This window comes from Aeromicrobium sp. P5_D10 (assembly GCF_054049535.1).
In genome coordinates, this window is sequence record NZ_JBFUME010000005.1 from 114,970 (window position 1) to 127,809 (window position 12,840).

Annotated in this window: 10 protein-coding genes; 1 reads left to right on the forward strand and 9 read right to left on the reverse strand. The window is 64.3% G+C overall.

Features of this window, described 5'->3' with window-relative positions; genetic code table 11:
* Window position 1 precedes the first annotated feature (1 nt).
* The 7 genes from ACXJKC_RS10990 to ACXJKC_RS11020 all read right to left on the reverse strand — a co-directional run bounded on the left by ACXJKC_RS10990 (window position 2) and on the right by ACXJKC_RS11020 (window position 9,964).
* Window positions 2-400: a RidA family protein gene (locus tag ACXJKC_RS10990; RefSeq protein WP_456696752.1), complete on the reverse strand. Its 399-nt coding sequence runs from the start codon at window positions 398-400 to the stop codon at window positions 2-4.
* A 7-nt stretch (window positions 401-407) separates the two neighbouring features.
* Window positions 408-2,264 (reverse strand): FG-GAP repeat domain-containing protein, encoded by a 1,857-nt coding sequence (locus ACXJKC_RS10995; protein WP_456696753.1) that lies wholly within the window; start codon window positions 2,262-2,264, stop codon window positions 408-410.
* Complete coding sequence (locus tag ACXJKC_RS11000; protein WP_456696754.1) at window positions 2,264-4,696, reverse strand: hypothetical protein; 2,433 nt, start codon at window positions 4,694-4,696, stop codon at window positions 2,264-2,266. The genes ACXJKC_RS10995 and ACXJKC_RS11000 overlap by 1 nt, the downstream gene beginning before the upstream one ends.
* 64 nt (window positions 4,697-4,760) lie before the next feature.
* A complete protein-coding gene (locus tag ACXJKC_RS11005; RefSeq protein WP_456696755.1) occupies window positions 4,761-6,497 on the reverse strand; it encodes a family 43 glycosylhydrolase in 1,737 nt (578 codons plus the stop codon).
* Window positions 6,498-6,846: 349 nt separating this feature from the next.
* Entirely contained in the window at window positions 6,847-7,365 is a 519-nt protein-coding gene (locus ACXJKC_RS11010; RefSeq protein ID WP_456696756.1) for a gamma carbonic anhydrase family protein, read from the reverse strand.
* A 67-nt stretch (window positions 7,366-7,432) separates the two neighbouring features.
* A complete protein-coding gene (locus tag ACXJKC_RS11015) occupies window positions 7,433-8,875 on the reverse strand; it encodes an NCS2 family permease (RefSeq protein WP_456696757.1) in 1,443 nt (480 codons plus the stop codon).
* Window positions 8,876-8,965: 90 nt separating this feature from the next.
* Window positions 8,966-9,964: a hypothetical protein gene (locus tag ACXJKC_RS11020; protein WP_456696758.1), complete on the reverse strand. Its 999-nt coding sequence runs from the start codon at window positions 9,962-9,964 to the stop codon at window positions 8,966-8,968.
* 60 nt (window positions 9,965-10,024) lie between these two features.
* Here ACXJKC_RS11020 and ACXJKC_RS11025 point away from each other — a divergent pair, with 60 nt between their 5' ends.
* On the forward strand, window positions 10,025-10,432 hold the full coding sequence (locus tag ACXJKC_RS11025) for a DUF2530 domain-containing protein (protein ID WP_456696759.1): 408 nt from the start codon (window positions 10,025-10,027) through the stop codon (window positions 10,430-10,432).
* Between the two features lie 17 nt (window positions 10,433-10,449).
* On the opposite strand, the gene ACXJKC_RS11030 is transcribed toward ACXJKC_RS11025, so the two are convergent.
* Window positions 10,450-11,997: an MFS transporter gene (locus tag ACXJKC_RS11030; RefSeq protein ID WP_456696760.1), complete on the reverse strand. Its 1,548-nt coding sequence runs from the start codon at window positions 11,995-11,997 to the stop codon at window positions 10,450-10,452.
* An 89-nt stretch (window positions 11,998-12,086) separates the two neighbouring features.
* Window positions 12,087-12,833, reverse strand: a complete 747-nt coding sequence (locus ACXJKC_RS11035; protein WP_456696761.1) for a DUF3027 domain-containing protein — start codon at window positions 12,831-12,833, stop codon at window positions 12,087-12,089.
* Window positions 12,834-12,840 lie beyond the last annotated feature (7 nt).

The following is a 12,840-nucleotide window of genomic DNA, read 5'->3' on the forward strand; positions in this document are numbered from 1 at the left end:
TTCAAGGACGACATCCCTTCACCGCCAGGACGTCGATCTCGACGAGGATCCCGCCGAGATCCGAACCGGCGGTCGTACGTACGGGAAGCGGCTCCTTGAAGAACTCCCGATACGCCGCATCGAAGGCCTCCCAGTCCTGATCGATATTGGCCAGGTGCGCCGTCACCTTGACGGTGTCCTGCAGATCAGATCCGGCTGCCTCCAATGCCGCGGCGACATTGCGCAGAGTCTGCCGGGTCTGTTCGGCGACATCATCGCCCCCGACCAGTTCTCGTGTCTGGGGATCGACCGGGCCGAAGCCGGCGGTGACCACGAGGTCACCGACGACAACGGCCTGGGAGTACCAACCGCGGGGTACCGGCGCTTGGGCCGTGGAGATTGCCTGCTTCTTCTGATTCATCGTTGACTCACAATCCGAACGAGATGGCTGTCTGGAAACCGCTGCCGCCGGAGCGTCGCGGTGCCGTCCACGGATTCGACGTCGTGGCCCCGTTGCCGGGATGGATCCACACCGATCCGCTGTCGTCACGCACGACCAGATCCGGATTGCTGTTTCCGTCGACATGGGCGATGTCGAGCGAGGCGACGTCCGACCAGGTTCCCGGGATCGAGATCGGTTCCCCCGTGTCGCTGGAGAACACCCAGAGCGAATCGTCGTTCTCGAGATCGATCAGGTCGGCGATCCCGTCCTTGTCGATGTCTTCGAGGGTCAGCTTCGAGGCATACTGCCAATTGCTGCCGACCCAGGCGCGGGGGTCCCAGGGGAAGCTGCTCGTCGAGCCATTGCCCGGATAGGCGTAGAGCTCGCCGCCGGGTTCGCGGCCGACCAGGTCGGCCTTGCCGTCGCCGGTCACGTCACCGGCGACGATCATGTTGAAGATATTCCAACCGGTTCCCGCGAACTGCCTGGTCGGCCAGGGATTCCCGGTCGCCGAACCGTTGTGGAGATAGATCCACAAGGTGCCGTTGGCAGCTGTGCGATCCAGCACCAAGAGGTCCTGCCGGGTGTCGCCGTTGACGTCTTCGACCAAGATGTTCGATGCGAAGCCCCACTCGGTACCCGCGGCACGCTGGGTCGTCCACGGATTCGCGGTGTTCGAGCCGTTGTGGGGGTAGATCACCAGGTTCTGGCCGGTGCCAAGACGCGCGGCAAGCTCCGGTTTGCCGTTCCCGTCGACATCTCCCACGAGCAGGCCCGCTGCGTACGCGAAACCGGTCCCTGCCGCGAAGCTGTTGGACGCCGACCACATCCCGCCCGGTGTCGTGCCCAGCGCCGGGTGCACCTTGACCGAGCCTGATTCGGACCTGGCGACGATATCGGGCTTGCCGTCGGCCGTGACGTCGGCGAGCTCGAGGCGTTCGCTGACGTTGAAGCCGGTCGCCCCGGTGATGATCGAGGTCCAGAAGTTCGATGTCGTCGCGCCGTTGTGCGGATACACCAGGATGTTCCCGCTGTTGTCGCGTGCCACGATGTCGAGATTCCCGTCGCCCGTGGCGTCGCCCATCATCAAGGCATTCGCGAGATTCCATCCGCTGCCCGACCAGATCGGGCTCACGGTCCAGGGATTCGACGTCGTCGAACCATTCCCCTTGTAGACCCACAAGGTCCCGCCCGAATTGCCGGGATCTCTGACCAGCAGATCGACCTTTCCGTCCCCGGTGATGTCGCCGACGCGGATCGTGTCGGCCAGATTCCATCCGCTTCCGGCATGGATCCTCGTCGTCCACGGATCGGCCGCATCGCCGTTGTTGGGGTAGATCCACAACGTGCCGTTGTCGACCTTCGGATCCCGGACGATCAGATCGTCCTTCCCGTCGTCGTTGACGTCGGCGAGCACCGCGAGGTCGGCGAAGTCCCACCTCGTCGAGGTGGTCTGGAACGTCGCCGACCACGGGTTCGAAGTGGTCGATCCGTTGTTCGAGTGGATACGGATCGCGCCGGCATCAGCAGAGGGCAGCTGGGCCACCAGATCCGCGCGCCCGTCGCCCGTGACATCCGGAGCCGTGGGAGTCGTGGTGAGGGCACTGCCGCCCAGACGCTTCTGGACCGCGTCCGGGCCCTTGGCGAGGCTGCCTTTCTTACCTGCCTTCTTGGACCGGATCTTGCTGACATCCCAGGTCGGCTCGACCTTGGCATGTCTCTTCGGCTTGTCCCGGCCGTCGCGCGGAGCCGCGCCGGCCTCCGCGGCGTAGCCGACTGTGCTGAACCCGACGACGAGCGCCGTCAGCAGCGCCCCTGAACGACTGAGCGATCTCGTTGACATCAGAGCACGATCCTTTCCTGGGCACGGAATTTGCGCCCGTTGACCTTGACCCACTTGACGCCCGACCCCGGTACGCCGTGAAGGATGACTTTGCGAGGGCGGTGGTGCCACCGGCCCTTCCAGTCGAGATCGAGAGTGCGACCGTCCCTCGACAGCTTGAATGCGAGATCGACCGGGCCGTACTTGGTTGGCACCTTGGTGAACTTGGTCGCGGTCTTGGACGACAACCACTCGTTCGGGCACATCCGCAACAAGTGCAGATCCTTGTCGGAGATCGAGTCATCGATCACCGAATGCAGCACCGACCACACCACGATCGGGTGGCTGAACAGATTCCCGTAGATCGCGTGCCGGTGTTCGCTGGACACGTAGGTGTCCTGGGACAGTCCGCCGACCAGGAGGCCGTACATTCCCTCCAGGTAGCGGTCACGGTCCCCCAGCTGCCAATTGTGGAACATATTCCAGCTGTAGCAGGGCTCGCTCGAGGACTGCTCATGGTCGAGCACCGCGCGGTAGAGGGCGCTGTGGTGCACCGGATCGAACAGTTTGTTGTTCGGACCGACTCGGAAGAACTCGACGAAAGACCTCATGAGCGGGTCTGAGGCCGGCATCAGCCCTGCCCAGACCGCCATCAAGGCTCCGGTGTCCAACATCGTGAAGTCGTCCCACAGTCCCTCGCCGGCGAACTGCGGAGGAAAGACCGGCCACTTCTTCCCGTCGTCGTCGGTCCATTTCTTGGAGCGGTCGGCCAGATCGTGCATCGCGTCATTGAACTTCTGCTTGAACGATTCGGCGAACGCCTCGAACTCGGCTGCCCGCGGATGCCGCTCGCGTTTCAGCAGCACGATCGCCGAGCACAGGCCCTTGTAGGTGAAGCACTGGCTGATCAGCCCTTGTGTCTCGACTCCCTCATCGGTCGAGTGCCCCGGTGGCATGATGCCCTTGACCCCGTCGTGATTGGTCTTGCCGCAGGCTTCCACAACGTAGTCACAGGCCTTGACGATCGGCTCGAGCCATTTGTCGATGAAATCCCGACGATCGGTCAGGATCGCGTGGGTCGACAAGATCTCGAGGATCGCGCCGTGATCGCTCATCCAGTCGATCGACTGCAGCGTCTTGGGCGTCGAGAGATATCCCGGATAATCCCCGTCGGGAAACACCGAGCTCGGGGGCCGGCGGGTCCCTTGAGTCACCTTGTAGATCTCGCTGTGTTGCTCGACGACATCGTGGTAACCGAGTCGGTCGAGGAACATGTGACTGACCATCGAGGTCGGCGTGCTCCACAACACGTCGTAGGCGTACGAGCCTGAGAGGAACGAGTAGAGCCCGGTGTCGGGGCTCTTCTCGGCAACGATCTGAGCCAACTGCGGACCACGGCGAATGACCTGGTTGACGTAGTTCTCGGGTGTCTTGATCGTCGCGATACTCGACTCCTGCTGCTTCCAGTACGCGGTGCATTCGGCGAGGACGGCCTTGCGACCGGGTGCGACCTCGGCTTTGACGTCCGCGAGGGGTTGGGGCAGCATCGGGATCACGACGTCGACGTGTGAGCCTTCCACGACCGGCAGTCCCAATCGGAGATCGAAGACACCCTCCTTCTTGTTCTTCTCCATCGCGATAGTGCCCTTTTCGGCAGTGATCACCATGAGCCGCACTTTGCCGTCCTTGTCGGTGATGGGTACCGACATCGGCTTGCCGGACGGATTCCACACCCGCTGCATCGTGAGACCGCCTTCTATCGGCGCCTCGTTCGGGATGACCGTCAGCGGTACGCCGTTCTCCTGCTCGTACGGGCCGCGGGGCTTCATATAGGCCTTGCTCAGCCACAGTTGGAATGTGAAGTCCTTCGGGGCCTTGATCGGGTCGACGTACACGACCTCGAAGCGCACCCACGCGTAGATCGGCTCGACCGCCGTCTCGACATCGCCCGCACCCGGGATATGACCGAACACGGTCTGCCGGATGATCAGCCCCTCTTGGCGCCGGTATTCGGTCCACAGGACGGGTGCGTCGTTGTCCTCGTCCCAGCCTTGTTTGCGAAAGCCCAGATCGTCGTCCCACACCTCGTGCTCAGCCGTGGGGAACTCGGGGTAACCGCCACCTCGCTTCGGCATCACGACCGTCAGCTGGAAGTTCTTGCCGAAGTACGGCTGAGTGTTCGGCTTGGCGGCGAGCACCCAGCTCGGATCGCAGATCAGCGCGCCGTTGTAGACCGAGTTGAACCGGAACAGGTGCCCCTTCCAGCCGATCGGGGTCCACACATTGCGCTGCGGCAGCCACCAGTGTTTCGCGCGCTCGACGTTGGGTTCTGGACTGTCCGGTCCCAACGCGGTCGACACGAAGGTGTCGGCCTCCGCTTCGGGCACGAGCGATTTCGGCACCGCGACGACCAGGGCACCTCCTGCCACCGCGCCGCCTGATAGTTGGAGCATCCTTCTTCTCGACACATCGTTCATTGCCCAGCCTCCGTCGGTTGGTTTCGTAGGTTGCGAATCATCAGATGAAGAACGTGCGAGTCGGATCGAGGAAGCCTGCCGCGATGATCACGGAGTTCCCGTAGGGGTGTACCGCGAAGCCGCCGTCGTTGTGCCAGGCCCGCACTTCCCCGTTCGGGTTGATGACCGCGATCTCGGCCCTGCCGTCATCGTCGAGATCGGCGAATCGCATCCGGGACGGGTCCGTGAATCCGTCCGCGATCACGACCGAGGCACCGTACGTCGATGCGACGAATCCGCCGTCGTTGTGCCAGGCCCAGACATCGCCATTGGCCTGGACCAGCGTGATCTCGGCCCGGCCGTCCGCGTCGAGATCGGCGAAGGCCGTCCGTGCGGGGGTGAATCCCGCCGCGATGATCACCGAATTGCCATACGGCGAGGCGCTGAACGCACCGTCGTTGTGCCAGGCCCGGACCTGGCCGTCTGACTGGATGTTGATCAGTTCAGCTCGTCCATCGTCGTCCAGGTCGGCGAACCTGACGCGCGAGGCGTCGGTGAATCCGTCCGCGATGATCACCGAGGCGCCGAATGGCGATGTCGCGAAGCCGCCGTCGTTGTGCCAAGCCCGGATCTGACCGTCGGTCTGGATGTGGATGCGCTCTGCTTTTCCGTCGTCGTCGAGATCGGCGAAACGCGTCCGTGCCGGATCGACGCCCGTCGCGATGACGGCGGAATTGCCGTACGGAGAGGCCAGGAAGCCGCCGTCGTTGTGCCAGGTCTGCACATCCCCGGTGGACGAGACGTAAGCGATCTCCGAGCGCATGTCGCCGTCCAGCGAAGAGGCCCGTTTGCCTGCCTGAATCGGCGTGAGGCCTGACCAGGTCAGGTCGATCGAGTACATATGACGGGCACCGCTGACCCAGGCATGGAATATCAGCTTGTCCCCGCCGGTGAGACCGTCAGCTGCCGTCACGACATCGGCGCCACCGGGGCCGCATGCGCCGGTATTGCCTGTCGACATGAACAACTGGCCGGTCGCCCACGGGCCGTTGAGACTGGCGGCCGTCGAGAAGTAGGTCGAATAGCCGCACCCGCCATAGCCGCCGGCGGAGTAGAACAGCACGAAACTGTTACCGCGCTGGACGAGATCCGGAGCCTCGATCACGGTGCCTGCGGGAGTCGTGATCAAAGCTGTCGGACTGCCGACGAGCGTCGTGCCGTTATTCGAGGTCTGGCTCAACCAGATCGTCGAGGACTGTCCGATCGCATTGCCGTCGTTCTTCCACAGCAGATAGCGCGTGCCGTTCGCTGCGACGAAGGTGTTGGCGTCTATCGCGCCACCTTGGGAGAGCGGGCAGATCAGTGGTCCTCCGCCTACAGGAATGAACGGGCCGAGCGCCGAGGCGGAGGTCGCGACACCTATGCACTGTCTGCCCGAGGAGGCGTGACGCGCGGTGTACGTCATGGTCATCGATCCATTTGGATTGAGATGCACGTCGGGTGCCCACGTGGAACCCGGTTGCGCCCAACTCGCCGACGGCCCACCCGGCATGGCATCGCCGCGGACGGTCCACGGACCGTCTATCGTCGGCGCGCTCGCGACCGGAACATGACGGAAGTTGTTCGTCGCGTAGGAGTACCACGTGTTCCCGACCTTGACGATGTCCGGATCTGGGAAGTCCTCGGCGATCAGCGGTTTGGGTACTTCGATCGCATTCGCAGGAGCGAACGCCATCGAAAGTGCCAGTGTCGTGGCAAGAACCGTCAACACCCTGCGCACGAATGCCGTCATCAACATGTCCACTCCTTCGATCCGGTACCGGGAGACCCGATCAGGTCTGCCTAGTTTCGATATCTCGAAGACATCTTCGTGTTATCGTGGATAAACAATGGCACTCCGGGATCGTGGAGGCAAGGGGCAGCGCTAAATTTCAGCAGGATGAGAGCAGCCGAAGGCATCTGGCCGCGGGCAGCGGAAAATCCCCCGGCGGCGTAACTCGTCGCCGCGCGGCGCGCGAATGAGGACTCGGCGCTCAGCCGACCGCGGCCGGCGAAAGGCCGACCGGTTCAAGACCGATCACGGCCCGGGGCGCGGCAAAACCACCCGGCCATCACCCTGCGCGCAGACCGGGGGGCGAGTCGTGCGGTCAGGAAAGCACGGTGCCGCTGCGGTGGAGGTCCCGGTGCTCTTCGTAGGTCGCGGCGTTGGCGTGCAATTTCGCGACTTCGGCATCGCTCAGCTCACGCCGCACTTTGGCCGGCACACCGGCGACCAGTGACCTCGGCGGCACGACCATTCCCTCGGTCACGAGGGCGCCGGCCGCGATCAACGACTCGCTGCCGATGACGGCTCCGTTCATGATCGTGGCACTCATGCCGATCAGCACGTGATCGCCCACGGTCGCCCCGTGCACGACCGCTCCGTGCCCGACCGACACACCCTCCCCGAGGCTCAGGGGCTTGCCCTTGTCGACGTGGAATGCGCAGTTGTCCTGCACATTGCTGCGCGCTCCGATCCTGATCGGCTCATTGTCGGCGCGAAGGACCGCGCCGTACCAGATGCTGGCACCCGCCCCGATCACGACCGAGCCGGCGAGTACTGCGGTGGGCGCGATCCAGGCATCGTCCGCGATCTGGGGAGTCCGGTCACCGAGTGCGATCAACATGACGCCAACTTACCGACGCCATATCCCGCGCAGCTACCGGACTCCCCTCCACATTCAATGCCGCAGATCAGCTGACCCAGCGGCTGATGGGGTCGATCGCGAAGTACAGCACAAACATCACGCTGATGATCCACATCAGCAGGTGCACCTGGCCGATCTTGCCCTTGACGATCTTGAGCAGGACGAACGAGATGAAGCCCGCACCAATACCGGCGGTGATCGAGTACGTGAACGGCATCAAGGCGATCGTGAGGAATGCCGGGATCGCGATCTCGTCATCGCGCCAATCGATCTCGGCAACCTGGGTCATCATCAAGAACCCGACCAGTACGAGTGCGGGCACGGCGGCCTCGCTCGGGATGTGCTCGACGATCGGCGTGAAGATCGTGGCCAGCAGGAACAGCACACCCGTCACGACTGACGCCAGGCCCGTCCGCGCACCGTCGCCGACACCCGAGGCGGACTCGACGTACGAGGTATTGCTCGAGACGCCGGCCGCGCCACCCGCCGCCGCGGCGATGGAGTCGACGATCAAGATCTTCTGCGCACCGATCGGGGCGCCTTCTTCGTCGTTGAGTCCGGCTTCGGCGCCGATCGCCGTCATGGTGCCCATCGTGTCGAAGAAGTCGGCCAGCAGCAGGCTGAAGACCAGCAGCACGACGGTGACGAAACCCACGCGCTCGAATGAGCCGAACAGGCTGAACTCACCCAGCAGACCGAAGTCGGGGGTCTTGGCGATCGAGTCGGGGATCGACGGGACGTTCAGGTTCCAGCCCTTGGGATTGGTCGTCTCGGGATCGATGACCGTGGGGCCGGCCTCGACGATCTTCTCCACGACGATCGCGATGACCGTCGTGGCGGCAATGCCGATCAGGATCGCGCCGGGCACCCGGCGAGCATGCAGCGCGATCATCAACAGCAGGCCGATGCAGAACACCAGGACGGGCCAGCCCGCCAGTTTGCCGCCGATGCCCATGCCGATCGGCGGGGCGCTCATGCCCGTCGTGCGCACGAAGCCGGCATCGACCAGGCCGATCAGTGCGATGAACAGGCCGATACCGACGGCGATCGCGGTCTTCAGCTCACGCGGTACGGCGTCGAACACGGCCTTGCGGAATCCAGTCAGCACGAGCACCAAGATGATGAGGCCCTCCAGCACGACAAGTCCCATCGCGTCGGCCCACGACATCTGTGAGGCGACCGAGTAGGCGACGAACGCGTTGAGCCCCAGCCCTGCGGCGATCGCTAGCGGGAAGTTCGCGACGACACCCATCAAGATCGTGAGCACACCGGCCACCAGTGCCGTCGCAGCAGCGATCTTCGCCAAGTCGGGAGCTGAGCCACCGCCCAGGAACTGACCGTCGGCGTCCTGGACATAGCCGAGGATCAGGGGGTTGAGCACGATGATGTAGGCCATCGTCAGGAATGTCACGACTCCGCCGCGGACCTCCCGGCTGACCGATGACCCCCGCTCGCCGATCTTGAAGTATCTGTCGAGTGTTGTACGCATGCTGCTCCCCGGTTCGGGCTGGTGGTGAACCCGTCGAGCATGCCAGTAGCGCCCGCGGGCCGCGCGTCGAGGTCTGTCCTGCGAGATCTGTCAGCGTCGCCGGGTCGCCGTCACCGCGACGGCCGCGAGCAGTGCGACAGCGATAGCTGCCCACAGCCAGGTCTTCCCGGCGAAGCCGTTGCCCCCATCGGGCGGCTCGTTGCTCTCGGGCGCCGGGATGGTGGCGCCGGGCGATGGCTCGGCCTGTTCGGCAACCGGCGAGACGAATGCGACCCGGTTGATCGGCGAACTCGCGCCCTCGCTGCCCACCAGGAATGAATCACCGCCCGGCTCCATCGCGAGCGTCTCACCCTGGGCGGCCGCGGGGAGGGCTATCGATCCGACGCTCTCCCACGTCGTAGCGTCCAGGACACTCGCCTTGACATAGTTGCGCGCGACGACGTATTTGCCGTCGGGGGTGAACGCGGCGTCGGTGATCATGCCCGGCACGGCTGTGTCGAGGGCCGTGACCCGATTGGGCTGATCAGGCTTCAGCCGCGACGGCAGGACGAACACCTCACCGCCCATGAGCCCCTTGGTCAACAGGAACTTCTCGTTGTTCCGCGGGTCGATGACCAAGGCCTCGACGTCACGCGGACCCTGGGGGTAGACCAAGGGATAGCGCTTGGCCGCAACCACGGCGTCGCCGGGACCGGGCTCGGCGAAGGCGTACAACGCGACATCGGAGCGCACCCGGTCATTGTCACCTGTGTCGGCGACCCAGAGCGTCGACTCGTTGTCGATCGACAATGCCTCGGCATCAGCGAAATCGCGATCTGGTGCAGCGGTGCCCACTGTCTTACCGGTCGAGAGCTGCACCGCGAAGATCAGTGGATCATTGCCCGAGTCGTTGACGGTGTACAGCAAGCCTTCGTGATCACGGCTCATGACGAGGCCGCTGGATTCGGTGATGCGTGGATCACTCATCCGGCTCACCTCGCCGCCGCTGACAGCAGCATCGACCTTGTTCGCCAAAGCGCTCACCACGACCACGACGAGCAGGGCGATGAGCAGGGCGGGGAACAGCAGTCGGCGATGTCGCGGATTCATGGCTCCTCAAGCATGCCAGCAGTCGCCCGGCGCACTCATGCGGGCGGGTAGTCTGGCGATGTGAGCGACAGTGATGACTGGGTGATCAACGCCGATGACGGCCCCGAGACCATCGAACGCAAGATGGGACATCGGGAGATCGCCCGACTCGAGCGCGCGGCCCGGCGCCATGAGTTCGGCCGCCCCGATCTCACCGAGCTCGAGATCGGCCGCAAGACCCATCGGGTCGCCGAGGTCGAACCGATGGACGTCGACGGCGTCCGCACCATGACGGTCGGAACTGTCGTGTGGGCCGTGCTGGCCGTCGGTCTGCTGCCATTCCTCGGGAACCTGGAGGAGGACGGCCGCACCTGGTGGCTGTGGACCGCGGTAGCCGGCTTCGGACTCGGCCTCATCGGTATCGAGTACTGCCGCCGACGTCGCAATGCCCTGCGGATGCAGCCCGGACGCCGGCGCCTCGGCGACTGAACGCCGCCGGTCTCGGGTCAGTCCTTGTGCAGCGTCGTGCGAAGCGGGACTTCCTTCATCAGGACCGACGCCACGATGCTGACGACTGCGACTCCTGCCGCGACCATGAAGATCGTTCCGGTCGCATCGCCGTAGGCTGCACGGACGACCTCGGCGACGGGCTCGGGCAGATGCTTGGTGTCGAGCAGTGACGTCCCACCATCACTCGACGGATTGATACCGAGTGCCGCGAGCTTGGAGGTGACATCGCTCTTGACCTGCGCCGCCAGGATCGCGCCGAGCAATGACACGCCGATCGCGCCGCCGAGGGACCGGAAGAAGGCGACGACAGCGCTCGTCGCACCGACCTGGGTCACATCGACCGTGTTCTGCACCGCCAGCACGTAGTTCTGCATCAGCATGCCGGTGCCAAGGCCCACGAACGCCATGAAGACCATGGCATGCCATTCCGGCGTCGTGTGGTCGATCGTCGACAGCAGTCCCATGCCGATCACGAGCAGGATCGATCCGAGCACGAGGAACCGTTTCCACAGCCCCGTCCGGGTGATGAGTCGACCCGACACGGTCGTGCCCACAAGCGAGCCGAGCATCAGCGGGATCGTCAGCAGCCCGGCCGCCGTCGGGGTGTGCCCACCCGCGACTTGGAAGTACTGGCCGATGAAGACCGATCCGCCGAACAAGGCGACTCCCACCGCGACGCTGCCGATGATCGCCAATGCCGTGGTGCGCTGGCGGACGACCTTCAACGGGACCATGGGCTCAGGGTGGTGGCTCTCGACATACACCGTCGCCAGCACCGCTGCGAGGGTTCCGGCCCAGAACACCGCTGTCTGCCAGGAGAGCCAGTCGAAGCTGTCACCGGCGAACGAGACCCACACGAGCGGCAGGCTCGCTGCGATCGCGATCAGGACGGCCCCGATGTAGTCGATGCGGACAACTCGTCGCACCGTCTCGATGTGCAGATACTTCTGCAAGATGACCAGGCTCAACAGCGCGAGCGGCACGCACACGTAGAACGTCCACCGCCAGCCGAGACCCGGCGTGTCGACGATGACACCGCCCAGCAGCGGGCCGCTCATCGTGGCCACAGCCATCGTGGCCCCCATGTACCCGCTGTAACGACCGCGTTCACGCGGCGGAATGATCGCGCCGATGATCGACTGAGCATTGGCGGTCAGACCGCCCATGCCGATGCCCTGCACGACTCGCATCGCGATGAGCTGGGGGACGTCCTGCGACAAGCCCGCAAGGATCGAACCGATCACGAAGATGATGATCGAGGTCTGCACCAGCAATTTCTTGTTGAACAGATCGGACAGCTTGCCCCACACGGGCGTCGAAACCGTCATCGCCAGCAGCGATGCCGTGACGACCCAGGTGTACTGCGTCTGCGAGCCGTTGAGGTCGGCGATGATCGTGGGCAGCGCATTCGACACGATCGTCGAACTGATGATCGCGGTGAACAACGCGGCCAGCAGCCCGAACAGGACTTCGAGAATCTCACGATGGGTCAGTTGGGCGGGAGCCTCGGCGGCGGGCTCGGCCTTCTCGGAACTTAGTTGCACAGTACAACTATAAAGGGAAAGTTGTTCGGCGCAACTATAAATGGCCCGACGTGAGCAGACTCACGACGGGCTGGAGCACAGCAGCAGACCTACAGGTCGTCGACCTGATCTGCCGAGACGGTGTCGAAGACCGGCGGCGGCAGTTTCTGCGCACTCGCAGCACGGCTTAGACGGGCACCCGAATGCGCGCCACAGCCGTGATCGAATGACACGGCCCGGCCGTCGTCATTGGCCATCCCATTGGCGCAGAGTCCGAAGCGATCCGACAACGGACCGGCCAGACTCACCATGAATCCACAGGAATGGCAGACCCCGGACGCCTGCTGGGCGAGCGCCGAGTCGGGTCCTTGATCGCCGGCCTGCCACCGTTCGGCGGCCGACTCACGCCCCTCGATCGACAGGACCCACTCGCGTCCCAAACCGACCTCGCGGGCAAAGAACCTGTCTTCGGTCTGCTCCTCGCCGTCACCGGCCGACCACGACGGCACCAGACGGATGTCGTCCTCGTCGGGAGGCAGCACATCGCCGGGACTGAGATCGCCCGGACGGATGCGATCGCGGTACGGCGTCCAGACCGGGGCGACGATCGCCTCATCGCCAGGCAGCAGGACGACGTCATTGATCGTGACCCGATCATCGTCGGGCGCCCGGGAAATACTGACCGACCAGTACCAGCCGACATAGCCGGGCTTGAGGCAGTTGAAGTGATGCGACACCAGACGGTCACCGTCTTCGACGGCACGTAGATGATCGCCGACCATGACAGCCTCGGTGGCATCGGCGGCCGCCGCGCGGGCAGCGTCCACAGCAGCACTGAGCACGTTGTCGATGGGCATTGTTCAA